Raw genomic sequence first — 23,864 nt, 5'->3', positions numbered from 1 at the left:
GGGTGTGGGAGCGGGCTTTTCAACCCATCATTCCACAGGCTCGCTGACGCATTGGAGCGGATGCCCCGCCTGACGAGCCGCCTCCAGGACCTGGTCGACCTTGGTGGCCGCCACGTCTTTCGAATAGACGCCGCACACTGCTCTCCCATCCAGGTGGATCTTGAGCATGATCTGCGTCGCCGTCTCCTTGTCCTTGCTGAAGAATTCCTGGATGACCACGACCACGAACTCCATCGGGGTGTAGTCGTCGTTGAGCATCAAGACCTGGTACATCTGCGGCGGCTTGGTCTTCTGAGTGCGCCGTTCGAGCACGACCGATCCGCCGTCGTCCGGCGCCGCTGGCTTGGCCCTGGGCTGCGCAGGTTTGGAGGGAATTTTGGTGGCCATGCGAACCATTCTATCGGTCGCAAAACGGCCGCGCAGGGCGAGGATTTCACGACCCGGCGGGCGGGCGTGAAGGACGGTCAGACGGTCTCGGGGGCCTGAACGGCGACGACGACGGTTTGGCGCTGGCCGTCGCGTTCGCGGGTGCGCAGCCACCAGACCGCGCCCTTGCGGATGGGCATTTCGGCGACCTGCGCCTGCAGCAGCTGGGCCACGGCCTGGCCCAGCGTGGGCTGGTGGCCGACGACCACGACCACGCCCTTGCCGCCCGGCCACTGGACGGTGTCCAGCAGGGCCTGGGCGGACGCATCTGGCGCGATCTCGGGCCGCACCTTGTACTTGCGGCCCAGCGCATCGGCGGTCTGCAGCGCGCGCTGCGCCGGGCTGCAGATGACGCGGGCGCCATCGGGCAGCTGGCGGTCCAGCCAGTTCGCGACACGGCTGGCCTGCTTGTGGCCACGCGGTGTCAGCTCGCGGGCCAGGTCGGTGCCGTCCGCGCTCTCTTCATGCGCTTCGGCGTGGCGCCAGAAGATCAGGTCCATCACAGCCCCCTCGGGTAGGCAAAGCGTTGTGCCAGGGCCAGCTGCGCACTGTGGCGCTGGCCGTCGGGACCGACGCAGTTCTCGGCGCGCGTGTAGCGGCCGTCCGGCCCCAGCGCCCAGGCGTCGCAGCCATCGTGCAGGTAGGGCACCAGGCATTCGTCGATGACACGCTGGCGCAGCTGCGGGTCGGTCACGGGCCAGGCCAGTTCGATGCGGCGCAGCATGTTGCGGCTCATCCAGTCGGCGCTGGACAGGAACAGCTGCTCCTCCGCACCCTGGCGGAAATAGAACACGCGCGTGTGCTCCAGGAAACGGCCTACCACAGAACGCACGCGGATGTTGTCGGACACGCCCGGCAGTTGGGCCGGCAGGGTGCAGGCGCCGCGCACGATCAGGTCGATGCGCGCGCCCTGCTGGCCGGCCTTGAGCAGGGCCCGCACCAGTTGCTCGTCGGTCAGCGCGTTGGTCTTGACGATGATGCGCGCCGGCTGTCCGGCTGCCGCCGCCTCGCCCGCGGCCGCCACCCTCTCCAGCATGGCCTTTTGGAGGTGGAACGGCGCCACCAGCAGCCGCGACATGTGGGCCAGCCGGCTCTGGCCGGCGATGTGCACGAAGACCTGCTCCATGTCCGTCGTGAGCTTGTCGTCGGCCGTGAAGTAGCTGAGGTCGGTGTACAGCCGCGCCGTGCGCGGGTTGTAGTTGCCGGTGGACAAATGGCCGTAGCGGCGCAGCTTGCGGCCCTCGCGCCGCGTGATCAGCAGCATCTTGGCGTGGGTCTTCAGGCCCACCACGCCATACACCACCTGTGCGCCGATACCTTCCAGCATCTCGGCCCAGTTGATGTTGGCCTCCTCGTCGAAGCGGGCCTTGAGCTCCACCACCACCATGACCTCCTTGCCGCGGCGCACGGCCTCGCGCAAGAGGCCCATGAGCTCGGGGTCGCTGCCGGTGCGGTAGATGGTCTGGCGGATGGCCAGCACGGCCGGGTCGTGCACGGCCTCGCGCAGCAGCGCCAGCACCGCGTCGAAGCTCTCGAAGGGCTGGTGCACCAGCACGTCGCCCTCGCGCAGGCGTTCGAACAGCGAGCCGTCGACCGGGAAGCCCAGCGGCCAGACCGGCTTGTGCTCGGGGAACATGAGCCGGCGTTCGTCGACGAGGTCGACGAGCTGGGTCAGCCGCGCCAGGTTCACGGGCCCGTGCACGCGGTACAGCGCCAGTTCGGGCAGCTTGAACTGCTGCAGCAGGAAATCGGCGAGCTGCACATCGCAGCTGGCCGAGACCTCCAGCCGCACGGCCTGGCCGTAGTGGCGGTATTCCAGGCCCTGGCGCAGCGCGGTGCGCAGGTTGTTGACTTCCTCCTCGTCCACCGCGAGGTCGGAATGGCGCGTTACGCGGAACTGCGAGAACTGCCCGACCTGGCGCCCCGGGAACAGCTCGGACAGGTGGGCCCGGATCACACTGGACAGCAGCACAGCCAGGGTGCGCCCGCCCGAGAGCTTGTCGGGCACGCGGATCACGCGCGGCAGCACGCGCGGCACCTTGACGATGGCGATGTCGTTCTCCCGGCCGAAAGCGTCGCGGCCGGTCAGCTGCACGATGAAGTTCAGCGACTTATTGGCCACCAGCGGGAACGGGTGCGCGGGATCCAGCCCGGTCGGCACCAGCAGCGGCCGCACCTCGCGCTCGAAGTACTGGTGCACCCAGGCACGCTGAGCCGAATCGCGCTCGGAGTGCGACAGGATCTGGATCTGCTCGCGCGCCAGCGCCGGCGCCAGCACGTCGTTGAACAGCGCGTACTGGCGCGTCACGAGGTCGTGGGCCGCCTCGGACAGCGCGCGGTACGACTCCGGCGTGTAGATGCTGCCGGCAGCGCGCGCGCCATGCGCCTCCAGGTGCGCGGCGGCGCGCACCTCGAAGAACTCGTCCAGATTGGACGACACGATGCACAGGTAGCGCAGCCGTTCCAGCAGCGGCACGTCCTCCCGGCGCGCCCAGTCGAACACGCGCTCGTTGAAGGCCAGGATGCTGTGGTCGCGGTCGAGCAAGGCCAGCGGGGCTGGGGCAGCCTCAGGCTTGCTCGAATCGGAAGTAGGAGGCATGGAGCTTGGGCACTCAAAAAGGGCAGCGAATGTAGCCCGAGTGTCTAGCCCATTCGTGACGATTTGATGTCATTCATGAAACAGTCACCCGCATGCCTCATTCGTAAACCACGGTGGCCTGCCCCTCGTGCGCCTGCGCCCGCAGGCCGGCCAAGGCGGCGTCGGTCGGAAAGCAGCGCCTGTCCTCCAGCCGCACCACGTCTTCGGCCACGAAACCGGGGAACATCATGGACAGCCGCAGGGGCAGGCCGCGCTGCAGCTCGCCGTGCTCGGACATCTCGGTCTTGGCCGGGTAGTCCTGCAGCAACTGGCCGATGGCGGGCGGCTTGTGGCCGTTCGTCCGATCCACCTTGATGCGCAGGAACTTGCCGAAGCGGCAGCGCGCGCCGGCCAGGTCCCAGACCTGCTGCACCGTCATCTGCAGGCCGCCACTGAAGCGGTCGGGCATCAGCTTGCCCATGACCACGACCATCTCGTCGTCCTTGAGCTGGTCCTTGTGCTGGTTGATCAGCGCCTCGTCGGCCCGCGCATCGATCACGCCGGACTTGTCGTCCAGCTTGAACAGCGCGAGTTTGCCGCGCTGGCCGTTGATCACGCGCAGGTCGGTCACGATGCCGGCGAACAGCTGCGGTTCGCGCGTGTCGATGAGATCGCCCAAGCCGCGCTTGACGAACTGGCGCACCTCGCGCGCGACTTCGTCGAACAGATGTCCCGAGAGGTAGAAGCCGATGGCCGTCTTCTCGTAGACCAGTTGCTCCTTGATGCCCCAGGGCGTGGCCTCGACCAGGTCGGGCTCCTGCGTGCTGGACGCATGCGAATCCTCCATGTCGAACAGGCCGTGCTGGTTGGCATTGGCCGCGCTCACGGCAGCGAACGCGAAGGCCTGGTCGATGGACGCCACCAGCGCAGCGCGGTTGCGCTGCAGGTTGTCGAAGGCGCCGGCCTTGATCAGAGCCTCCAGCGTGCGCTTGTTCAGCTTGGTGCGGTCCACGCGCAGGCAGAAGTCGTACAGGCTCTTGAACGCGCCGCCCTCCTCGCGCGCCGCGACGATGGCCTCGATGGCCTGCTGGCCCGTGCCCTTGATGGCGCCCAGGCCGTAGCGGATGACCTTGTCGGTGACCGGTTCGAAGCGGTGGCGGCCGCGGTTCACATCGGGGAACTCGAAGGTCAGGCCCATCTTGAGCGCGTCTTCGTACAACACCTTGAGCTTGTCGGTGTCGTCCATTTCCACGGTCATGTTGGCGCAGAAGAACTCGGCCGTGTAGTGGACCTTGAGCCAGCCCGTGTGGTACGCCAGCAGCGAGTAGGCCGCCGCGTGCGACTTGTTGAAGCCGTAGCCCGCGAACTTCTCCATCAGGTCGAAGACCTCGTCGGCCTTCTCCTGCGAGATGTCGTTCTTGGCCGCACCCTTGCGGAAGATCTCGCGGTGCTCGGCCATCTCCTCGGCCTTCTTCTTGCCCATGGCGCGGCGCAGCATGTCGGCGCCGCCCAGCGAGTAGCCGCCCAGGATCTGGGCGGTCTGCATCACCTGCTCCTGGTAGACCATGATGCCGTAGGTCTCGCTGAGCATCTCGGCCACCATGGGGTGCGGGTACTCCACCTCCTCACGGCCGTGCTTGCGGTTCACGAAGCTGGGGATCAGGTCCATCGGGCCTGGCCGGTACAAGGCGTTCAGCGCGATCAGGTCTTCCAGGCGCGTGGGCTTGGCGTCGCGCAGCATGCCCTGCATGCCGCGGCTTTCGAACTGGAACACGGCCTCGGTCTTGCCCTCCTGGAACAAGCGGTAGGTCGGCTTGTCGTCCAACGGGATGTTGGCGTAGTCGAAGTTTTCCTGGCCCTTGTGGCGCTTGACGATGAACTCGCGCGCGATCTCCAGGATGGTCAGCGTGGCCAGCCCCAGAAAGTCGAATTTCACGAGGCCGATGGCCTCCACGTCGTCCTTGTCGTACTGGCTCACTGCCGAGTCGCTGCCCGGCTGCTGGTACAGCGGGCAAAAATCGGTGAGCTTGCCCGGCGCGATCAGCACGCCGCCGGCGTGCATGCCGATGTTGCGGGTCATGCCTTCCAGCGCCTGCGCCATCTCGATGAGGTTCTTCACGTCCTCCTCGTTGCGCACCCGCTCGTACAGCTGCGGCTCCAGCTCCAGCGCGTAGTTGTTCTTGTCGCCGTCCTTCTTGGGCTCGGGCGGATAGGCCAGCGTGTAGGACATGCCCGGCTTGGCCGGCACCAGCTTGGAGATGCCGTCGCAGAAGGTGTAGCTCATGTCCATCACCCGGCCCACGTCGCGGATGGCGGCCTTGGCCGCCATGGTGCCGAAGGTGGCGATCTGGCTCACGGCCTCCTTGCCGTACTTCTGCTTGACGTAGTCGATCACGCGGTCGCGGTTGCTCTGGCAGAAATCGATGTCAAAGTCGGGCATGGACACCCGCTCCGGATTCAGGAAGCGCTCGAACAGCAGCTTGTAGTGCAGCGGGTCCAGGTCGGTGATCTTCAGCGCATAGGCCACCAGCGAGCCCGCGCCCGAGCCCCGGCCAGGTCCCACCGGGCAGCCGTTGACCTTGGCCCAGCCGATGAAGTCGCCCACGATCAGGAAGTAGCCCGGGAAGCCCATCTTGAGGATGGTGTTGATCTCGAACTCCAGCCGCTCCACGTAGCGCGGCCGCTCGGCATCGCGTTGGGCGGGGTCCTTGTACAGGTGGGCCAGGCGCTCTTCCAGGCCCTCGTGCGAGACGTGGCGGAAGTACTCCTCCACCGTCATCTGCTTGCCGTCGACCAGCGGAATCGGGAAGTTGGGCAGTTGCGGCTTGCCCAGCACCAGCGTCAGGTTGCAGCGCCGGGCGATCTCCACCGTGTTGGCCAGGGCCGAGGGCACGTCGGCGAACAGCGCCTGCATCTGGGCCGAGGTCTTGAAGTACTGCTCGCGCGTGAAGCGCCGCACACGGCGCTGGTTGGCCAGGATCTCGCCCTCGGCGATGCAGGTCCGGGCCTCGTGCGCCTCGTAGTCCTCCTCGGCCGTGAACTGCACCGGGTGCGTGGCAACCACGGGCAGCTTCAAGCGGCCGGCCAGCCCCACGGCGGCGACCACGTGCGACTCGTCGTCCGGGCGGCCCGCGCGCTGGATCTCGATGTAGAAGCGGTGCGGGAAGATGCCCGCCAGCTGCAGCGCCAAGCTGCCTGCGCGCGAGGCGTCGCCCTGCACCAAGGCCTGGCCCACCGGGCCGGCCTGCGCGCCCGACAGGCAGATCAGCCCGGCATGGAGTTCCTGCAGCCAGGCCAGCTTGGTGACCGCCTGGGCGCGGACCACGTTCTGCGTCCAGGCGCGCGCCAGCAGTTCGCACAGGTTCAGGTAGCCCTGGCGGTCCTGCACCAGCAGCAGCACGCGCGAGAGGGCAGCCGGGTCCTGGCCCAGGCCCTCGATCTGCACCTCGGCGCCGATGACGGGCTTGACGCCCTTGCCGCGTGCGGCCTTGTAGAACTTGATGGCCCCGAACAGGTTGTTCAGGTCGGTGATGGCCAGTGCGGGCTGGCCGTCGGCCGCGGCCTTGGGAACCAGCTCGTCGATGCGGTTGGTGCCGTCGACGACGGAGAACTCGGTGTGGATGCGCAGGTGAACGAACATCCACCGGATTCTAGGAGGCGTCCTCCAGGTTCTCGTGGTGGGCGATGGCGCCGCGCTTCCAGTACGAGGCCGCGCGGATGGCCTTGCGGTCGTGGCCCTTCTCGTCCACCAGGATGCGGCGGGCGGCGGCAGCCACGCTGGCTTCGGCCGCGCACCAGGCGTAGCCATGGCCGGCAGGCAATTGCAGCGCGCGCACGGCGTCCAGCAAGGCGTCGTCGCTGTCGGCCCACTGCAGGTCCAGCGTGGCGGCGCTGGCCAACGCCGGGCGGTCGGCGGCCGCGACATGCAGGCGCACGACGGCGCGGCTGCCGGCCGGCAGTTCCTCCAGCCGGCGGGCCACGGCCGGCAAGGCGGTCTCGTCGCCGACCAGCACATACCAGTCGAAGTCCAGCGGCACGACGAAGGAGCCGCGCGGGCCGGCCACGGTCAGCGGATCGCCGGCCTGCGCCTGGCGCGCCCAGTCGGCCGCCGGGCCGTCGCCGTGCAGCGCGAAGTCGATGGCGAGTTCGCGTGCCGCGTTGTCGTAACGGCGCGGCGTGTAGTCGCGCGCCACGGCGCCCTCGCCCGTCGGGAAGAAGACCTTGACGTGGTCGTCGTAGGAGGCGCTCACGAAATCGGCCAGGGCCTCACCCTGGAACACCACGCGGCGCATCTGCGGGCTCAGGGTCTCGACGCGGGCCACCTGCAGCTCGCGGCGCTTGATTTCGTGGCGGACACGTTGCACCTGGCGCGGTGCAGAGGCTTCAGCAGTCATTGGATTCTTGTTGATGGTTGATAATGTCCCCAATCATGCGCGAATCAGTTGATAAGGTCAACCGTCAAGGCCGCCATAACCCTGCCGACGACGAGGTTCTGGAGCTGGTGCACCGGGTCATGCACCAGTTCCGCTCGCAGCTGTTCCAGGCCTTGCGCCATGGGCAACACGAACTCACGCACATGGAAAGCAAGGTGCTGGGCTTCTACGCCCACCGCCCGGGCGCCACGCAAAGCGACCTCGTGCAGCACACGGGCCGCGACAAGGCCCAGTTGGCCCGGCTCATCAAGGGCCTGCGCGAGCGCGGCCTGCTGCACGGCGAGGCCGACGCGGCCGACCGGCGCAACGTGCGGCTGCAGCTCACGGCCGAAGGCCAGGCCATCCAGCGCGCGCTGCGCGGGCAGGCCAAGGCGCTGGAAGCCCAGGCGGTCGTCGGTCTGGCGGAGGAAGAGAAAGCCCAGCTGCTCGCGCTGCTGCGCCGCGTGCAGGACAACCTCGACGCGTGATCAGTCACGCAGCACGTGCAGCACCTCGGAGCGGAACTCCCGGCTGTACAGGATCACGACCACCGCGGCCGTCGCCACCGCGAAGGCCAGCGACGAGAAGAACCAGGCCGTCGCCGCGAACGACATGTAGTAGGCGCGCACGCCGCCGTTGAAGGTCTCGGCCGCCATGCCCAGCATCTTGCCGGCGCGGTCGGCGAAGTGCTTGCGGTCGAACTTGCCGGCCGCGAAGTCCCCAGGGTCGGGCATGGAGCCGATCACGAGCGCCGCGAAGGTGTACTGCCGCATCGACCAGGTGAAGCGGAAGAAGGCGTACACGAAGATGCTTGCGAGCAGCATCACCTTGAGATCGAACACCAGCACCGAGGTGCGCACCGCGAACGGGATCTCGCGCACGAACTCCGAGGCCTTGTCGGTCGCGCCCAGCAGCGCCAGCAGGCCGCCGATGATGATGATGGTGGTCGAGGCGAAGAACGAGGGGCTGCTCGACAGCCCCTGCACGATGATGCCGTCCAGCACACGCGGGTCGCGCGCCGTGGCCTGCTCCATCCAGTAGCGGCGGTAGCGGTTGGTGGTCTGCAGCAGCGTGGCCTGCTGGGTGCTGCCCGAGAACCGCGCATAGCCGAACCACAGGCCGAAGAACCACAGCAGGGCCAGCCAGTCGTACCAGGGCAGAAACATGAGCGCGGTCATCGCCCAAGGATAATCGCGCCCGTGCCTGCCATCCTGAACATCTCCGCCTACAAATTCGTTCCCCTGCCCGATGCCGCCGAGCTGCGCGAGCAGCTGCTGGCCTGCGCCACGGAGCGCCAGCTGAAAGGCACGGTGCTGCTGGCCGAGGAAGGCATCAACCTGTTCGTGGCGGGCCCCGAGGCCGATGTGCGCGCCTTCGTGGCGCTGCTGCATGCGGACGCGCGCTTCGCCGACATCGCGCCCAAGGAGAGCTGGTCCGAGGCCCAGCCTTTCCGCAAGATGCTGGTCAAGGTCAAGCGCGAGATCATCCGCATGGACCAGCCGCAGATCCGCCCCGATTTCAGCGCCGACGGTGGCCGCGCCCCCGCCGTGCCGGCCGCCACCGTGCGCCGGTGGCTCGACACGGGCGTGGACGACGAGGGCCGCCCGGTCGTCACGCTGGACACGCGCAACGCCTTCGAGGTGGACTGCGGCGCGTTCGAGAACGCGATCGACTGGCGGATCGACAAGTTCAGCGAGTTCCCGGCCGCGCTGGCCGCGCACCAGGCCGAGCTCGAAGGCAAGACCGTGGTCAGCTACTGCACGGGCGGCATCCGCTGCGAGAAGGCCGCCATGCTCATGCGCGCCGCGGGCCTCACGCATGTCTACCAGCTCGAAGGCGGCATCCTCAAGTACTTCGAGGAAACCGACGGCAAGCACTACCGCGGCGACTGCTTCGTGTTCGACGAGCGCCGCGCCGTGGACAACGCCCTGCAGGCCAATCCCTCCGCCGCGGCCTGATGTGGCGCTGCCTGGTCATCGAGGACGAGCCCGAGCACGCCCGCTACATCGGCACCGGCCTGCGTGAACTGGGCCATGCCGTGGTGCACTGCCGCGACGGCGTGACCGGCCTGGCCCGCGCGGTGGAAGAGAACTGGGACGTGATCGTGCTCGACCGCATGCTGCCCGGTGACGTGGACGGCCTGGCCATCCTCGCAACGCTGCGCCGCCTGGGCAAGAAGACGCCCGTGCTCGTGCTCAGCGCGCTGTCCGCCGTCGACGAGCGGATCCGCGGGCTCAAGGCCGGCGGCGACGACTACCTGACCAAGCCCTTCGCCTTCTCCGAACTCGCGGCCCGGCTCGAGGCGCTGGTGCGCCGCTCCGGCAGCGCGCCCGAGGTGCGCCACCTGCAGGTGGCCGACCTGCGCATCGACCTCATGACGCGCGGCGTCGAGCGCGCCGGCCAGCCAATCGCGCTGCAGCCGCGCGAGTTCCGGCTGCTGGCCTTCCTGGTGTCCAACGCCGGCCAGGTCGTCACGCGCACCATGCTGCTCGAATCGGTCTGGGACTACCAGTTCGATCCGCAAACCAACGTCATCGACGTGCACATCAACCGCCTGCGCAAGAAGATCGACCATGGCTTCGGCCAGCCGCTGATCCACACCGTGCGCGGCGCCGGCTACCAGCTGGCGGCCCAGCCGGGCGCATGAGGGCTGGACTGCGCCCCTGGCGCAACTCGGCCGCGTTCCGCCTCGCGCTGGCCTTCGCCGGCATGGCCATGCTGATCATGGTCATCACGCTGTCGGTGTTCTACATCCGCACCGTGGTGCTGCTGGAGCAGCGCACGCTGCGCCAGATCGCCAGCACCACGCAGCAGCTCGAGGCGCGCTTCGACCAGGGCGGGCGCGAAGCGCTGGTCCAGGCCATCGAGGAGTCGCTGGGCGACGGCGAAGACTCCGACCGCGAACTGCTGGTGCTGCTGGACGCCGACGGGCGCCGGATCGCCGGCAGCAACCGCTTCGCCGACCCGCCGGCCTCGGGCAGCGACATCGAGGAGCAGACCCTGCTGCGCAGCGGCCACCCCTCGCCCGGCTACCTGACCACGCGCAAGCTGCCCGATGGCTCGCGCCTGGTGGTCGGCCACGACCGCAGCGAGCAGCTGCAGATGGCCGAGCTCGTGGGCGATGCCATCAAGGCCGCCACCTTCCTCGCGCTGCTGCTGGTGGTCGGCGGCACCTACCTGTTCCGCGACCTGCTGGAGCAACGCATCGGCGCGCTGCGCCGCACGGCCGCCCAGGTCGCTGCCGGTCAGCTCGCCGAGCGCGTGCAGCCCTCCGACCGCGACGACGAATTCGCGCTGCTGGAGCACGACATCAACCGCATGCTGGACCGCATCGAAGGCCTCATGCAGGGCGTGCGCCATGTCTCCGACACCATTGCCCACAACCTGCGCACGCCGCTCACGCGCGCACTGGCGCGGCTGCACGAGGCCCAGCGCGAAGGCAGCGACGCCGCCGCGCTGCGCGCCGCCAGCGCCGCCACCATCGGCGAGCTCGAGCAGCTCAATACCGTGTTCCACAAGCTGCTGCAGATCGCCGAGGCCGAGGCCGGCGCGCAGCGCCAGCAGTTCACGCTGCAGTCGCTGCAGGCCATCGCGGCCGACGTGGTCGAGCTCTACGCCTTTGTTGCCGAGGACCAGGGCTGCACGCTGCGCCTGGTCGGCGACGACCCGGCCCAGGTGCTGGGCGACCGCGACCTGCTGGCCAGCGCCGTCGCCAACCTCGTGGACAACGCACTCAAGTACAGCGCGCAGACGCCGGGCGCACGCGTGGAGGTGGCTGTTTGCGCCAAGGACGACAGGGTCGAGCTCACCGTGCGCGACAACGGCCCCGGCGTGCCGGCCGCGGCATTGGCCCGGCTGGGCCAGCGCTTCTTCCGGCTCGACGAGCGCCTGCCCGGCACCGGCCTGGGCCTGGCCAGCGTGGGCGCCATCGCCCAGTTGCACCGCGCCAGCCTGGTGTTCGAGGACGCCGCGCCCGGCTTGCGCGTGCGCCTGACGCTGCCGGCCGGCTGAACCGTCAGATGCGCCGCGCCGTGAAGACCTGGCGCAGCACCTTGGTCGCGATGGCGATCGGCAAGGACATGTGGTCTTCGCCCGGCTGCAGCTGGTATGCCGTGCGCAAGCCATGGCGCGACAGCGGCTCCAGCCGCAGCTGCAGCGACTGCACGTCCTGGATCTCCTGCGGCGGTTCCTGGTCGCCCACGATCAGCAGCAGGCTCTGGTGGACGGGCTTGACCTGCCCCTGCTGCACGGCCGCCACGAACTTCTTCTCCGGTTCCAGCAGGTAGTCGTCGCGCCACCAGAGCGTAGGGCTGGCGGCCACATAGTGCGTGAACAGCATGGGCCGCTGGTACAGGGTGCGCAGCGCGAACATGCCACCGAACGAGTGCCCGAACAGGCTCAGCGCGCGGCGGTCGATGTGCCAGCGCCCCGCGATGGCGGGAATCACCACGTCCTGCAGCGTGTCCAGGAACTCCTCGTCGCCCCCTTGCGGCGGCTGGGTGCCGGGCGGTGCGGGCGGCGAGTAGTCGTAGGCGCGCCGCAGGAAATCATGGGTTTCCTCGATGGGGTAGCCGACCGCCACAACCATGTATTCCGCGAACGCGTCCTGCGCGCGGCGGGCTTCATGGAAGCTGCCGAAGTGCGCATTGCCGTCCAGCATGAACAGCACAGGGTGCCCGTCCTGCGGTTTGTTCTTTCCGGCAGGCAGGCTGATCCACAGGTCGTAGGGTCGGTCCGCACGCGGGCCGCCCAGCACGCGCAGCTTGAGGGTGCCCGGCAGGTCCACGCGCGGCCCCTGCACTGGCGCTGCGTTCTGCGCATCGGCCGCGAGTGCCGTTTTGGTGAGCAGGCCGCCCCACACGCAGGCGGCCAGGGACGCCGTCATCCATCTTCTTTGCACGTTCAGTACTTCCAGTTCAGCGTGATGCTGCCGTTGGCCGGCGCGGCGTAGTAGCCCGAACCCTGCGAAACGCTGTTGAGGTACTTCCTGTCGAAGATGTTGTTCAGGTTCAGCGAAGCACTCCAGTTCTTGCTGAAGTCGTAGCGCGCCATCAGGCCCACGACGGCGTAGCCGCCCTGGTAGGCGGTGCCTGCGGCGTTGTAGCTCACATGGCTCTGGACCTGCAGGTTCGCGCCGAGCTTGAGCTGCTGGAGCTGCGGCACGCGGTAGGTGGTCGACATGCGCAGTTGCCGGCGCGGCACATAGGTGCGCACGGCGTTGCCGGCGTCGTCGTTGATGCGCATGACCACATAGCCGGCGCTGGCCTGCCAGTGGGTGGCCAGCTGCCCATTCAGGTTGAACTCGATGCCCTCGGACTTGGCGTTGATGCTTTGGTAGTAATAGTTGCCGTCGTCCAGCATGCCGGCGTAGTCGGCCACCCCGTTCTGCTTGGCGCTGAACACGGAGGCCGAGGCATTGAGCCGGCGCGCGAAGAACTCGCCCTTGAAGCCGAGTTCGTAGCTTTCGCCCTTGGCCGCCGCCAGGGTCTGGCGGTTGGCGTCCGCCTGGTACTGCGGGTTGAAGATCTTGGTGTAGCTGCCGAAGGCAGAGACCTCGGGCGTGAGGTCGACCACCAGGCCGACGTAGGGCGAGGCGGACGACTGGCTCAGCACATGGGCAGAGCTTTCCGCGTAGCCGGTGGAGTCGGCCTGCGTGTAGTTGACCCCCAGCAGCAGCTTGGTGCGCTCCTGCAGGTGCAGCCGCGTGGCGGCGTACACGGTCTTGCGCGTGTCGTTGTAGGCCTGCGTGGTCACGTCGCCGTCGTAGATCGGGAACGGGAAGGCCCCGCCGAAGGCCTGGCTGACCGGAATGTCGAAGTAGTAGCCGCCCGCGCCGGAATCGGTGTTCTTGCTCAAGGCGGTCTGCCGGGAGCGCGACCAGCTCAGCCCGACCGACAGATCGTGCTCACGGCCCAGCAGTTGGTACTTGCCGACCAGGTTGCTGTCGACGAAGGCCCGCTTGTTGCTGCTGACCGTGGCCGAAGGGAAGCCATAGAGGCCGGTGCCCGTCGTGGCGTCATAGGCGCCGTTGACATAGAACAGGGAGCTGTCGCTGTCGATCACGTCGTAGTTCAGCGAGGTCTTCCACTGCCAGCCGCCGCCGAGCTGCTGGTTCAACTCGGCGAAGGCGCGCTGCTCCTTGGAGTCGTAGAAGGACCAGTCGGCCGAGGTGCTCGTGCCCACGCGGTAGGAGGCCTGGCTGCCGTCGGCATTGCCCAGCGGCAGCGCGCCCCACAGGGCACCCTTGCCGTCGACCTTCTGGTAGCTGTAGCCCACGGTGGCGGTGGTCGTGTTGCTCAGCTGGGCCTCCACCACGCCATAGACCAGATCCTTGGCGGGCTTGTAGCGGTCGAGGTAGGAATTGCCCTCCTGGTGCGCGACGACCAGGCGCCCGGCCAGCGTGCCGGCCTCGTTGAACGGCGCCGAGATGTCGGCGTCGATGCGCCGCGTGTCCCACGAGCCCACGGTCAGGCCCGCCGACGCCTGGAAGACGGGCGTGGGCCGCTTGCGCACAAAGTTCACGGTGGCCGACGGATTGCCGGTCGACACGCTCAGGCCATTGGCGCCTTGCAGCACCTCGATGCGGTCGAACATCGCGGTGTCGACGTCGCCGGCCTGCGCGCTGTAGGTCAGCGGGATGCCAACGCCGTCGAAGATGAAGTTGGTGACGTCGAAGCCGCGCGCCGTGTAGTAGGTCCGGTCGGTCTCGGCCTTCTCGGCCGTGATGCCAGCGGTGCTGGCCAGCACGTCGTTGATGGTGTTGAGCTTGAAGTCGTCCATCTTCGCGCGCGTGGTCACCGAGATGGTCTGCGGCGTCTCCCGCGGGCTCAGCGCCAGCTTGGTCGCCGAGCTGCTGGCGCGCACGGTGTAGGTCTCGGAGCCTTCGGTCGCGGTCTGCGGGATGTAGCCGCCCGACACCGTCACGGTCGGCAGGCTGGTGCCGGCTGCCGCGGCCGCGGTATCGGCGCGCTCCTTGCGCTTGAGCGTCAGCGTGCCGTTCTCGGTGCGCACCAGCTGCAAATCGGTGCCGGCAAGGGCCCGCTGCACGGCCTCGGCCGCTGTCAAGTTCCCCTGGATCGCCGGCGCCTGGATGCCGCGCACCAGTTCCGGGTCCACGGAGATGGCCTGCCCGCTGGCCTGCGCGATCTGCAGCAGCGTGCTGCCCAGCGGCCCGGCGGGCAGCTGAAAGGCCTGGCCGGCCGCCTGTGGCGCGGCCGCGCCGGACTGCGCCAGCGCGCCGGGGATGTACAGCAGGCCACAGGCGGCCGATACCGCGATGACCAGGGCGCGCGGTTGCAGCTTGGATTTCTTCTTCACGACGACTTCCTCTTTGGAATGGGATGGTTCTCCAGAGAGGGGTCACGCGAGCGACCCGAAAGTGATCACTTTGGCGAAGAAATTTTTCGGAATCAGGCGCTGGAACGCAGGTCGATGGTGACCAGCAGCGGGCCGAAGCGGCGGATGCGCAGCGGCATGGTCTGCTCCAGCGAGCGCAGGATGTTGTCCGTGTCGTCCAGCGGAAACGAGCCCAGCACGCGCAGCCGCGCGGCCTCGGGCGACACGCGGACGATGCCCTGTCGGTAGGGGCGCAGCGCCGCGATCACCTCCGCCAAGGGCTGGTCGGCGGCCACCAGCATGCCGTTAGCCCAGGCCGCGCGGCCCGTGGCATCACCTGCCACGCGCTCGATGCGTCCGGCCTGGTAGACGGCTGCCTCGCCCTGCGCGAGGACCAGCTCGCCGCTGGTGTTGTCGATGCGGATGCTGTGTTCGAGCACGAGCGCCATGCTCTGCGCGTCCTCCAGGCTGACCAGAAAGCGGGTGCCCAGGGCGCGGGCGGCGCCGTGCGGGGTGCGGACCACGAAAGGACGCGCTGCATCGGCCGCGACCGTCGCGACAAGGCTGCCCTGGCGCAGGCGCACCTCGCGCAGCGCAACGCCGAAGTGCACATCCACGGCGGACCGCGCGTTCAGCAGCAGGCTGCTGCCGTCGGGCAACTCAAAACGCTTGCGCTCCCCGGTGGCGGTGGACAGGTCCGCCATGAGGTGGTCCAGCGGCCAGAAGCGGTCCGTCAGCGCAGCGGTGGCGACGCCGACCGCCAGCACGCCCAGGCCTTGGCGCAGCACCCTGCGCCGGCTGGTCGCTACGAGCGGCCGCAGCAGGACACGCTTCACCACCTGGGATTGCTCCGGGACGCTGCGTTCCATCTGCAGGATCGGCGCGACGGAGCGCTGAACGGCGCCCTGCATGCGCTCCCAGGCCTGCGCATGGCGTGCATCGCCGGCCCGCCAGTCAGCAAAGTTGCGCTGGTCCTCCGGCCCGGCTTCACCGGACTGGAACAGCACCATCCACGCGATGGCCTGCTCGGCGATGGCATCGTCGAGCGGGGCGGCAGCACCGGCGTTTCTCAAGACAAGGCACCCATCCAGCAGGCCCGCATGGCCTGCGTCATGTAGCGCCGTACCGTGATGACGGGCATCTCCAGGCGTTCGCCGATCTCGCGGTAGCTCAGCTCGTGCACCTGGTTCAGCAGGAACACCTCGCGGACCCGCGGCTTGAGCGCACCGAGGACCTGATCGACCTGCTGCAAGGCCTCCAGCACCAGCGCGCGCTCTTCCTCCGACGGCGCCCAGCCTTGCGGCATCCCGGCCAACGCCTCGAGGTAGGCACGCTCGACGTCGCGGCGGCGCCAGAAGTTGTACAGCACGCGCTTGGCCAGCGTGACCAGGTAGGCGCGTGGCTCCTCGATCTGCGCCACGTTGCGCGCCACGACGATCTGCACGAAGGTGTCCTGGCTCAGGTCCGCAGCGTCCTGCCGACAACCCAGGCGCTGACGCAGCCAACCCTGCAGCCAATCGTGGTGGGCATCGTAGAACTGCGCCAAAGAGACATCCTGGACAACGGCAGGCATAAGACGGTGGACGGTCAGTTTTGTTGAGAACCGTTATTATTACCGCCAAGCCTTTGCCCGCGCGCCACAGCGCCACGCCGGCATCGAACTGCCCCATCCCGCGCGCCGGAAACTGCCCGCCGGCTGACCGGCCACCGCACCTAACCAAACGTTCATCTTCTCGTCATGCACGGCGAGGAGCCGCATTCCTACGATCGCCCCCGCGCGCCGCCATGGCGCCGTTCCCCCACACGCAGGAGGCAATTTTGGGAATCAAGAGCCAGAGAGACTTTTATTCGGGCGCCATGTTCAGTGCGTTCGGCGTCGCGTTCGCCTGGGGCGCGACGAGCTACACGGTCGGCAACGCCGCCCGCATGGGACCGGGCTACTTTCCGCTGATCGTGGGCGTGCTGATCGCGATCCTGGGCTCGCTGATCATGCTCAACGCGCTGCGCCACGGCGGCGCGGACGGCGACCCGATCGGCAAGATCGCCTGGAAGCCGCTGTGCTACATCATCGGCGCCAACCTGGCCTTCGGCGTGCTGCTGGCGGGCCTGCCCTCCTTCGGCATCCCGGCCATGGGCCTGATCGTCGCGATCTACGCGCTGACCTTCATCGCCAGCATGGCGGGCGAGCAGTTCAACAAGAAGAGCGTGGCCATCCTGGCCACCGTGCTGGCCATCGGCAGCTACGTCGCCTTCGAACTCGCGCTGAAGCTCAACTTCCCCATCTGGCCGACCTTCATCGCCTGATCCACCACAACGACAAGAACATTCCATGGATCTGATCGACAACCTTTCCATCGGCTTCGGCGTCGCGTTCACCTTCCAGAACCTCGCCTATGCCTTCGTCGGCTGCCTGCTCGGCACGCTGATCGGCGTGCTGCCCGGCATCGGCCCGGTGGCGACCATCGCCATGCTGCTGCCCGCGACCTACGCCCTGCCCCCGGTGGCGGCGCTGATCATGCTGGCCGGCATCTACTACGGTGCGCAGTACGGCGGATCGACAACGGCCATCCTGGTCAACCTGCCCGGGGAAGCCTCATCCGTCGTGACCGTGATCGACGGCTACCAGATGGCGCGCAAGGGGCGGGCCGGGCCCGCGCTGGCCGCGGCCGGCCTGGGCTCGTTCTTCGCGGGCTGCGTGGGCACCTTGATCCTGGCGGCCTTCGCGCCGCCGCTGACCGAGGTGGCCTTCAAGTTCGGTCCGGCCGAGTACTTCTCGCTGATGGTGCTGGGCCTGATCGGTGCCGTGGTGCTGGCCTCGGGCTCGCTGCTCAAGGCGATTGCCATGATCCTGCTGGGCCTGGCCTTCGGCCTGGTCGGCACCGACGTGAACTCGGGCGTGGCGCGCTACAGCTTCGACATCCCGGAACTGACCGACGGCATCAGCTTCATCGCGATCGCCATGGGCGTGTTCGGCTACGGCGAGATCATTGCCAACCTGGGCAAGTCCGAAGCTGAGCGCGAGGTCTTCACGGCCAAGGTCACGGGCCTGATGCCGACCAAGGAAGATTTCAAGCGCATGACGCCCGCGGTGCTGCGCGGCACCGCGCTGGGTTCCGCCCTGGGCATCCTGCCGGGCGGCGGCGCGCTGCTGTCGGCCTTCGCGTCCTACACGATCGAGAAGCGCACCAAGCTCAAGCCGGGCGAAGTGCCGTTCGGCCAGGGCAACATCCGCGGCGTGGCCGGTCCCGAATCGGCCAACAACGCCGGTGCGCAGACCTCCTTCATCCCGCTGCTGACGCTGGGCATTCCGCCCAACGCCGTGATGGCGCTGATGGTCGGTGCCATGACCATCCACAACATCCAGCCGGGCCCGCAGGTCATGACCAGCAACCCCGAGCTGTTCTGGGGACTGATCGCCTCGATGTGGATCGGCAACGCCATGCTGATCATCCTGAACCTGCCGCTGATCGGCGTCTGGATCAAGCTGCTGACGATTCCGTACAAGTGGCTGTTCCCGGCCATCGTGCTGTTCTGCGCGGTCGGCGTGTACTCGGAGAACAACAACAGCTTCGAGATCTGGATGGTCGCCATCTTCGGCATCGTCGGCTACCTGTTCCACAAGCTCGGCTGCGAACCCGCGCCGCTGCTGCTGGGCCTGATCCTGGGGCCGATGATGGAAGAGAACCTGCGCCGCGCGCTGCTGCTGTCGCGCGGCGACTGGGGCGTGTTCGTCACGCGCCCGTTGTCGGCCTCGCTGCTGGCCATTGCTGCCGTGCTGCTGATCGTGGTGCTGCTGCCCTCGGTCAAGTCCAAGCGCGAGGAGGCCTTCGTCGAGGACTGACGGACCTGCCCTGGGCGCCGAGCCCGCGCATGCCGCACCGCGCGGCGCCCACGCGGCCGGGCCTCAGGCGCGCCGCGCCAGCAGCGCCGCCAGGTGCCCCAGGGCCTCGGTCAGTTCTTCGAAGCGGGGGCCGCCCAGGCAGATCCGAAGACCGCTGGCCCTGTCGTCCTCGCACACCATCATGGCCTGTGGCGGCGTCAGCTTCAGGCCGATGGCCGCCGCCGCGGAGACGACACCATCGGCGGCATCGCGTGGCATGGCCAGCCAGGCGTTGTAGGCCTCGGGGTGCCAGACGAGACCGTCTGCGCCGAGCAGCGCGGCGGCCAGCCTGGCGCGCCGCTGGGCCTCATGGCGCAGGTCCCGCTGGATGGTGGCGATCACACCGGTGGCCAGCCATTCGTCGACCACGGCGCAGGAGAGCGCCGAAGGGGCCATGGGCAGGTCCTGCAACAGCGCTTGCGCGGCATCGCGCAGTCCGGCCGGCAACGCCAGCACGCCGATCTGCAGGCCCGGCCCCAGCGATTTGGACAGCCCATTCACGTGCAGTGCGATGTCGGGTGCCAGCGCTGCCAGCTGGGGCAAGCCGGGGAACGCGGCCGCATACACAGCGTCTTCGACGATCCATGCGCCCGCCCGGCGGCAGATGTCCACGATGGCCTGCCGGCGCGGCGCGGACATGGTGGCCGTCGTCGGGTTGTGCAGCGTGGGCGTGAGGTAGACCGCACTGGGGCCGGCGGGCCCGGCTGCGCGCAGCGCCTGTGCGAGCGCCTGCGGCACCATTCCCTCGGCATCGATCTCCACGCCCTGCATCCGGTAGCCCGCGCGTCGCGCCAGCGCGATCGCGCCGGGGTAGGTGATCCGCTCGGTCAGCAGCAGGCCTGCACGGCCGCACGCCAGATCGAAGGCCACCGACAGCGCCTGGCGTGCGCCGCTGGTCAGCACCAGTTGCGCGGGATCGACGGCCAGCCCGATCGCCTCCAGCCAGCGGGCGAGAACGCGGCGGTGTTCCAGGTGGCCGCCGGGCGGGGCATACAGCGTGACGTGGTCCACGTCGACCCGGCGGGCGATGGCCGCCAGGGTGCGCGCCAGGACGCGGGCGTGGAGCGCGGCCGGTGGTGCGTTGGTGGAGAGGTCGATCTGTCGGTCGCGGTGCGACCGGTCGATCGCGACGAAGGTCCCGCGGCCTTTGACGCTGCGTGTCAGGCCTCTGCGTTCGAGGACGGCATAGGCCTTGGTCACCGTGCCCAGGCCGATCTGCAGCGACTTCGCAAGCTCCCGGTGGGCAGGCAGGCGGTCGCCACCGGCGAGGCGCCCTTCGACGATGTCGTCGGCCAACGCCAACGCCAGCCGCTCGCCGGCGCTCGCGCCAGTGCTGGCAAGACGGGGCGTCCAGGGGGAGCGCAGCAGCATGTTCGCGAACCTCGAAAAACAAGCGTCACGAGACACTATTTGAATTATTGAATAGTGTATCTTCGGCGCCGATGCCTGCAATCCTGGTGCGGGTGCAGCGCTTGTCGAGGGAGCACAGCAACATGGCCGTCAGCCAGATCGCAGTCGTCTACGGAACCTACTTCATCGCCACCGCCAGCCCGGGGCCCAGCAACATGGCCATCATGGGCACGGCGATGCGTGACGGCCGCCGCCCCGCGCTCGCGCTGGCGGCCGGCGTGGTCAGCGGCTCCCTGTTCTGGGCGGTCCTGGCCGCAAGCGGCGTCTCCGCGCTGCTGGCCGCGCATGCCCAGGCGCTCTGGCTCGTCAAGATGGCCGGCGGCGCGTATCTGCTGTACCTGGCCGTTCGCGCGGGCAGGTCGGCCGTGGGCCCGGCCAGCGCCATGCCGGTGCTGCGCACGGGCAGAGGGCCGTTGCGCTACGGCATGCTCTACCGCCAGGGCATGCTCATGCACATCGGCAACCCCAAGGCCATCCTGTCCTGGACCGCGATCATCTCGCTCGGCGTCCAGGCAGATGCCCCGTCGGGCGGCTTGCCGGCGATCGTGGGTGGTTGTGTGGGCCTCGGCATCCTGGTGTTCGGCGGCTACGCCCTCGCCTTCTCGACGGCCTCGATGACCGCCCTGCACGCGCGGTGGCGGCGCCGGATCGAAGGCACGCTCTCGGCGGTGTTCGCGCTTGCCGGGCTGAAACTGCTGTTCTGGCGCAGCTGAGGCGCCGGCTCCCGGATCGTCACCCTGCACCACTTCCCAAGGAACGACACCATGACCCAGACCATCCATTTCGTGGACGTCTTCGGCACCGGCCCGCTGACAGGCAATCCGCTGGCCGTCGTCACCGGCGCCGATGCCTTCAGCACCGATGAGATGCAGCGCCTGACGCGCTGGTTCAACCTCTCGGAGACCGCCTTCCTGCTGGCGCCCACGCAGCCGCAGGCGCACTACCGGGTCCGGATCTTCACGCTGGACCGGGAAATGCCTTTTGCCGGCCACCCCACGCTCGGCAGCTGCCACGCCTGGCTGGCCACGCAGGGCGCGTCCGCGGGCGCTGCGCCCTTCATCCAGGAGTGCGGTGCGGGCCTGGTGCCGATCCGGCGCGACCACGGCCGTCTTGCATTCGCCGCACCGCCGCTGATCCGCAGCGGCACGCCCGCGCCGGAGGCGCTCGACGCGGCCCTGCGGATGCTCGGCATCGGTGCCGGCGATGTCCTGGACGCGGCTTGGGTCGACAACGGGCCCGGCTGGCTGGGCATCCGGCTGGCCTCGGCCGAGCAGGTGCTGGCCCTCGAACCGGCGCGGCGCTGGCCCAACCGCATCGACGTCGGCGTGGTCGGCCCGCACCGCGCGGGCGCAGACGCGGCCTTCGAGGTGCGCGCCTTCTTCTCGGACCACCTCGGGGCCATCGTCGAGGACCCCGTGACGGGCAGCCTCAACGCCTCGCTGGCGCAGTGGCTGTTCGCCAGCGGCGCGGCACAGCGCGACTACGTCGCGGCGCAGGGCACGCGGCTGGGCCGCCAGGGCCGCATCCACCTGGGCCGCGACCAGGCCGGCCAGGTCTGGGTCGGCGGCGCGACACGCAGCCACGTCCAGGGCGTGTTGCAGCTCTGACGGCACGCTGGCCGTGCGGCAGCTGCCTTCAGGCCGTGAAGCGGCGCTCGGGCAAGGGAATGAACTCGCTTTCGCCCGGCACGCGGCCGAAGCGACCCGCCTCCCAGTCGTCGGCGGCCTGCACGATGCTCTCCTTGCGGCTGGCCACGAAGTTCCACCACATGTGGCGGTGGCCCAGTGGCGCGCCGCCGATCACGGCCACGCGCGCTGGCGCCGTGCTGTGGATGGCCACGCCGGCACCCGGCCGCAGCACGGCCAGCTGGCGCGGTGCCACCGCCTCGCCGTCCACGGTCAGCGCATGGTCGACGGCGTAGACCGCGAGCTCGGGCGCCAGCGGCGGCAGCACGAAGCTGGTGCCGCCCTTGAGCGCCACGTCCAGGTACACGGTCTCGGAAAACGTGGTCACGGGCGAGACCTTGCCGAAGGCATGGCCGATCAGCACGCGCACCTGCACGCCGTCCACCTCCAGCGCCGGGATGCTCGCGGCCGGCGTGTGCTCGAAGCTGGGCTCGGTGCGCTCATGCTCCTCCGGCAGCGCCGCCCACAGCTGCAGGCCATGGTTCACATAGGGCTGCTGCGCCAGCCGCGCCGGCCGGCGCTCGGAATGCGCGATGCCGCGCCCGGCCGTCATCCAGTTGATGGCGCCGGGCTGGATCTCCTGCTCCGAGCCCAGGCTGTCGCGGTGGAAGATCGCGCCTTCGAACAGGTAGGTCACGGTGGCCAGGCCGATGTGCGGGTGCGGCCGCACATCGTGGTTGTCCTCGGGCCGCTGCTCGGCCGGGCCGAAGTGGTCGAAGAACAGGAAGGGGCCGACGGCCTGGCGCTTGGCCGCCGGCAGCAGCCGGCGCACGGCGAAACCACCGCCCAGGTCCTTGTCGTGTCCGTTCAACAGCAGTTCGATGGCCATGTGTTCGCTCCCTGGATCGTGGATCGCGCCAGTGTAGTCAGCGCCGGTCCACGCTGAAGCGCCCGGCACCGAAGGCCACGAACGCCAGCAGGCCACCCGCGATCGCCACGTTCTTCATGAACATCAGCTGCTGCACCATGGCCTTGTCGGCCGGCACCGCCCAGTAATTGTGGAAGAAGAACGAGGCTGCCAGCGTGAACACCGCCAGCACCAGCGCCGCGAGGCGCGTCTTGAAGCCGACCAGCAGCGCCAGCCCCAGGCCCAGCTCGACCACGATGGCCAGCGCCGCGCCCACCTGCGGCAGCGGCAGGCCGACCGAGCCGATGTAGCCCACGGTGCCGGCGAAGCCGGTCAGCTTGCCGAAGCCGGCCGGGATAAACAGCACGGCGACGAGGATGCGGCCGACCAGGGCCAGCGCGTCCTGCGCCGGGCTCGGGGGGATGGAATGGGTGTTCATGTCGTACTCCTTGTGGAATGGTCGGGAAGACGGCCCGCGCGCCCCCATGGCGCGCAGGCCTGCGCAGTATCAGGCCGCCAGGTCGAACACCAGCACCTCGGCATCCTTGCCGTCGGCCAGCCGCAACTCCGACTCGCCGGTCAGCAGCGCCGCGTCGCCGCCGGACAGGCGCTGGCCGTTGACGGTCAGCTCGCCGCGCACCAGGTGCACATAGCCCTTGCGGGCCGGGTCCAGCGCCAGCGTGGCGGCCTCGGCGCCGTCGAACAGGCCGGCGTACAGCGCGGCATCGGCATGCACCGTGACCGAGCCGTCGGCACCATCGGGCGAGGCCACCAGCCGCAGCCGGCCGCGCTTGTCGGCGGCGTCGAAGTGCTTTTGCTCGTAGCTCGGCGCGATGCCGTTCTTCGCCGGCTCGATCCAGATCTGCAGGAAGTGCGTGGTCTGGTCCGGCGCGTGGTTGAACTCGCTGTGCATCACGCCGGTGCCGGCGCTCATGCGCTGCACGTCGCCGGGCGGGATGCCCTTGACGTTGCCCAGCGTGTCCTTGTGCGCGAGGTTGCCCTCCAGCACGTAGCTGATGATCTCCATGTCACGGTGGCCGTGCGTGCCGAAGCCCTTGCCCGGGGCGACGCGGTCTTCGTTGATCACGCGCAGATTGCCCCAGCCCATGTGCGCCGGGTCGTAGTAGCCGGCGAACGAGAAGCTGTGGTGGGACTTGAGCCAGCCGTGGTCGGCGTGGCCCCGGTCGGCGGATTTGCGCAGTGTCAGCATGGTGGACTCCTTTGGTATCTCGACGTGCGCCACAAGCAGCGCATGGACAGAACTTTAGGTGTCGGCCATTCAAAGACAATG

General features: G+C 68.8%; 22 protein-coding genes. 8 read left to right on the top strand and 14 right to left on the bottom strand.

Going from position 1 to position 23,864, the window contains the following annotated elements; all coding sequences use genetic code 11:
* Nucleotides 1-27: 27 nt before the first annotated feature.
* The 5 genes from clpS to ACSQ4M_RS20415 all read right to left on the bottom strand — a co-directional run bounded on the left by clpS (nt 28) and on the right by ACSQ4M_RS20415 (nt 7,398).
* On the bottom strand, nt 28-387 hold the full coding sequence (clpS, locus tag ACSQ4M_RS20435; protein WP_114469558.1) for an ATP-dependent Clp protease adapter ClpS: 360 nt from the start codon (nt 385-387) through the stop codon (nt 28-30).
* A 77-nt stretch (nt 388-464) separates the two neighbouring features.
* Nucleotides 465-926 carry a SixA phosphatase family protein gene (locus tag ACSQ4M_RS20430; protein WP_436191251.1) on the bottom strand — a complete coding sequence of 154 codons (462 nt, stop codon included), beginning with the start codon at nt 924-926 and terminating at the stop codon, nt 465-467.
* On the bottom strand, nt 926-3,025 hold the full coding sequence (ppk1, locus tag ACSQ4M_RS20425) for a polyphosphate kinase 1 (RefSeq protein ID WP_436191250.1): 2,100 nt from the start codon (nt 3,023-3,025) through the stop codon (nt 926-928). Before ppk1 ends, ACSQ4M_RS20430 begins: the two co-directional genes overlap by 1 nt.
* Nucleotides 3,026-3,122: 97 nt before the next feature.
* Complete coding sequence (gene dnaE, locus ACSQ4M_RS20420) at nt 3,123-6,644, bottom strand: DNA polymerase III subunit alpha (RefSeq protein WP_436191249.1); 3,522 nt, start codon at nt 6,642-6,644, stop codon at nt 3,123-3,125.
* 10 nt (nt 6,645-6,654) lie between these two features.
* Nucleotides 6,655-7,398, bottom strand: coding sequence for a siderophore-interacting protein (locus tag ACSQ4M_RS20415; protein WP_436191248.1), 744 nt, complete (start codon nt 7,396-7,398; stop codon nt 6,655-6,657).
* Nucleotides 7,399-7,517: 119 nt separating this feature from the next.
* On the opposite strand from ACSQ4M_RS20415, the gene ACSQ4M_RS20410 reads away from it, so the two are divergent.
* Nucleotides 7,518-7,904, top strand: coding sequence for a MarR family winged helix-turn-helix transcriptional regulator (locus tag ACSQ4M_RS20410; protein ID WP_436191247.1), 387 nt, complete (start codon nt 7,518-7,520; stop codon nt 7,902-7,904).
* Here ACSQ4M_RS20410 and ACSQ4M_RS20405 read toward each other — a convergent pair whose 3' ends face one another.
* Nucleotides 7,905-8,582: a DUF599 domain-containing protein gene (locus tag ACSQ4M_RS20405; RefSeq protein ID WP_436191246.1), complete on the bottom strand. Its 678-nt coding sequence runs from the start codon at nt 8,580-8,582 to the stop codon at nt 7,905-7,907.
* 33 nt (nt 8,583-8,615) lie between these two features.
* Here ACSQ4M_RS20405 and ACSQ4M_RS20400 point away from each other — a divergent pair, with 33 nt between their 5' ends.
* From ACSQ4M_RS20400 to ACSQ4M_RS20390, 3 genes are read left to right on the top strand one after another with little or no spacing between them, the layout of a single operon-like run.
* The gene (locus tag ACSQ4M_RS20400) at nt 8,616-9,374 is read left to right on the top strand and encodes a sulfurtransferase (protein ID WP_436191245.1); all 759 of its coding nucleotides are present in this window, start codon (nt 8,616-8,618) and stop codon (nt 9,372-9,374) included.
* On the top strand, nt 9,374-10,063 hold the full coding sequence (locus ACSQ4M_RS20395; RefSeq protein WP_436191244.1) for a response regulator transcription factor: 690 nt from the start codon (nt 9,374-9,376) through the stop codon (nt 10,061-10,063). Before ACSQ4M_RS20400 ends, ACSQ4M_RS20395 begins: the two co-directional genes overlap by 1 nt.
* Nucleotides 10,060-11,427: an ATP-binding protein gene (locus ACSQ4M_RS20390; protein ID WP_436191243.1), complete on the top strand. Its 1,368-nt coding sequence runs from the start codon at nt 10,060-10,062 to the stop codon at nt 11,425-11,427. Before ACSQ4M_RS20395 ends, ACSQ4M_RS20390 begins: the two co-directional genes overlap by 4 nt.
* 4 nt (nt 11,428-11,431) lie before the next feature.
* Here the strand turns inward: ACSQ4M_RS20390 and ACSQ4M_RS20385 are convergent, their stop codons facing one another.
* The 4 genes from ACSQ4M_RS20385 to ACSQ4M_RS20370 all read right to left on the bottom strand — a co-directional run bounded on the left by ACSQ4M_RS20385 (nt 11,432) and on the right by ACSQ4M_RS20370 (nt 16,324).
* Nucleotides 11,432-12,316 carry an alpha/beta hydrolase gene (locus tag ACSQ4M_RS20385; protein WP_436191242.1) on the bottom strand — a complete coding sequence of 295 codons (885 nt, stop codon included), beginning with the start codon at nt 12,314-12,316 and terminating at the stop codon, nt 11,432-11,434.
* 2 nt (nt 12,317-12,318) lie between these two features.
* Nucleotides 12,319-14,733 (bottom strand): TonB-dependent siderophore receptor, encoded by a 2,415-nt coding sequence (locus ACSQ4M_RS20380; RefSeq protein ID WP_436191241.1) that lies wholly within the window; start codon nt 14,731-14,733, stop codon nt 12,319-12,321.
* Nucleotides 14,734-14,825: 92 nt separating this feature from the next.
* On the bottom strand, nt 14,826-15,824 hold the full coding sequence (locus ACSQ4M_RS20375) for a FecR family protein (protein WP_436191240.1): 999 nt from the start codon (nt 15,822-15,824) through the stop codon (nt 14,826-14,828).
* Nucleotides 15,821-16,324, bottom strand: coding sequence for a sigma-70 family RNA polymerase sigma factor (locus ACSQ4M_RS20370; protein WP_436191239.1), 504 nt, complete (start codon nt 16,322-16,324; stop codon nt 15,821-15,823). Before ACSQ4M_RS20370 ends, ACSQ4M_RS20375 begins: the two co-directional genes overlap by 4 nt.
* Before the next feature lie 245 nt (nt 16,325-16,569).
* On the opposite strand from ACSQ4M_RS20370, the gene ACSQ4M_RS20365 reads away from it, so the two are divergent.
* Both ACSQ4M_RS20365 and ACSQ4M_RS20360 read left to right on the top strand, forming a co-directional pair.
* Nucleotides 16,570-17,055 carry a tripartite tricarboxylate transporter TctB family protein gene (locus tag ACSQ4M_RS20365; RefSeq protein ID WP_436191238.1) on the top strand — a complete coding sequence of 162 codons (486 nt, stop codon included), beginning with the start codon at nt 16,570-16,572 and terminating at the stop codon, nt 17,053-17,055.
* Nucleotides 17,056-17,080: 25 nt separating this feature from the next.
* A complete protein-coding gene (locus tag ACSQ4M_RS20360; RefSeq protein WP_436191237.1) occupies nt 17,081-18,592 on the top strand; it encodes a tripartite tricarboxylate transporter permease in 1,512 nt (503 codons plus the stop codon).
* A gap of 63 nt (nt 18,593-18,655) precedes the next feature.
* Here the strand turns inward: ACSQ4M_RS20360 and ACSQ4M_RS20355 are convergent, their stop codons facing one another.
* On the bottom strand, nt 18,656-20,002 hold the full coding sequence (locus ACSQ4M_RS20355; RefSeq protein ID WP_436191236.1) for a PLP-dependent aminotransferase family protein: 1,347 nt from the start codon (nt 20,000-20,002) through the stop codon (nt 18,656-18,658).
* Nucleotides 20,003-20,124: 122 nt separating this feature from the next.
* Between ACSQ4M_RS20355 and ACSQ4M_RS20350 the strand changes: the two genes are divergently transcribed.
* Nucleotides 20,125-20,754 (top strand): LysE family translocator, encoded by a 630-nt coding sequence (locus ACSQ4M_RS20350; protein ID WP_436191235.1) that lies wholly within the window; start codon nt 20,125-20,127, stop codon nt 20,752-20,754.
* Nucleotides 20,755-20,805: 51 nt separating this feature from the next.
* Complete coding sequence (locus tag ACSQ4M_RS20345; RefSeq protein ID WP_436191234.1) at nt 20,806-21,648, top strand: PhzF family phenazine biosynthesis protein; 843 nt, start codon at nt 20,806-20,808, stop codon at nt 21,646-21,648.
* 28 nt (nt 21,649-21,676) lie between these two features.
* Here ACSQ4M_RS20345 and ACSQ4M_RS20340 read toward each other — a convergent pair whose 3' ends face one another.
* From ACSQ4M_RS20340 to ACSQ4M_RS20330, 3 genes are all read right to left on the bottom strand, one after another.
* Nucleotides 21,677-22,555, bottom strand: coding sequence for a pirin family protein (locus ACSQ4M_RS20340; RefSeq protein WP_436191233.1), 879 nt, complete (start codon nt 22,553-22,555; stop codon nt 21,677-21,679).
* Between the two features lie 37 nt (nt 22,556-22,592).
* Nucleotides 22,593-23,012 (bottom strand): DoxX family protein, encoded by a 420-nt coding sequence (locus tag ACSQ4M_RS20335; protein WP_436191232.1) that lies wholly within the window; start codon nt 23,010-23,012, stop codon nt 22,593-22,595.
* 69 nt (nt 23,013-23,081) lie between these two features.
* Nucleotides 23,082-23,783, bottom strand: a complete 702-nt coding sequence (locus ACSQ4M_RS20330; protein WP_436191231.1) for a pirin family protein — start codon at nt 23,781-23,783, stop codon at nt 23,082-23,084.
* Nucleotides 23,784-23,864: the final 81 nt, after the last annotated feature.

It is taken from the genome of Pseudorhodoferax sp. LjRoot39 (assembly GCF_964253035.1).
Lineage (GTDB): Bacteria > Pseudomonadota > Gammaproteobacteria > Burkholderiales > Burkholderiaceae_C > Pseudorhodoferax.
This window is presented reverse-complemented; position numbering and strand designations above follow the sequence as displayed.

Coding starts and splice junctions, on each gene's coding strand:
- dnaE (WP_436191249.1), bottom strand. CDS start 6,644: ATGTTCGTTCACCTGCGCATCCACACCGAGTTCTCCGTCGTCGACGGC.
- ACSQ4M_RS20390 (WP_436191243.1), top strand. CDS start 10,060: ATGAGGGCTGGACTGCGCCCCTGGCGCAACTCGGCCGCGTTCCGCCTC.
- clpS (WP_114469558.1), bottom strand. CDS start 387: ATGGCCACCAAAATTCCCTCCAAACCTGCGCAGCCCAGGGCCAAGCCA.
- ACSQ4M_RS20355 (WP_436191236.1), bottom strand. CDS start 20,002: ATGCTGCTGCGCTCCCCCTGGACGCCCCGTCTTGCCAGCACTGGCGCG.
- ACSQ4M_RS20395 (WP_436191244.1), top strand. CDS start 9,374: ATGTGGCGCTGCCTGGTCATCGAGGACGAGCCCGAGCACGCCCGCTAC.
- ACSQ4M_RS20410 (WP_436191247.1), top strand. CDS start 7,518: ATGCACCAGTTCCGCTCGCAGCTGTTCCAGGCCTTGCGCCATGGGCAA.
- ACSQ4M_RS20330 (WP_436191231.1), bottom strand. CDS start 23,783: ATGCTGACACTGCGCAAATCCGCCGACCGGGGCCACGCCGACCACGGC.
- ACSQ4M_RS20360 (WP_436191237.1), top strand. CDS start 17,081: ATGGATCTGATCGACAACCTTTCCATCGGCTTCGGCGTCGCGTTCACC.
- ACSQ4M_RS20345 (WP_436191234.1), top strand. CDS start 20,806: ATGACCCAGACCATCCATTTCGTGGACGTCTTCGGCACCGGCCCGCTG.
- ACSQ4M_RS20350 (WP_436191235.1), top strand. CDS start 20,125: ATGGCCGTCAGCCAGATCGCAGTCGTCTACGGAACCTACTTCATCGCC.
- ACSQ4M_RS20340 (WP_436191233.1), bottom strand. CDS start 22,555: ATGGCCATCGAACTGCTGTTGAACGGACACGACAAGGACCTGGGCGGT.
- ACSQ4M_RS20335 (WP_436191232.1), bottom strand. CDS start 23,012: ATGAACACCCATTCCATCCCCCCGAGCCCGGCGCAGGACGCGCTGGCC.
- ppk1 (WP_436191250.1), bottom strand. CDS start 3,025: ATGCCTCCTACTTCCGATTCGAGCAAGCCTGAGGCTGCCCCAGCCCCG.
- ACSQ4M_RS20405 (WP_436191246.1), bottom strand. CDS start 8,582: ATGTTTCTGCCCTGGTACGACTGGCTGGCCCTGCTGTGGTTCTTCGGC.
- ACSQ4M_RS20430 (WP_436191251.1), bottom strand. CDS start 926: ATGGACCTGATCTTCTGGCGCCACGCCGAAGCGCATGAAGAGAGCGCG.
- ACSQ4M_RS20370 (WP_436191239.1), bottom strand. CDS start 16,324: ATGCCTGCCGTTGTCCAGGATGTCTCTTTGGCGCAGTTCTACGATGCC.
- ACSQ4M_RS20415 (WP_436191248.1), bottom strand. CDS start 7,398: ATGACTGCTGAAGCCTCTGCACCGCGCCAGGTGCAACGTGTCCGCCAC.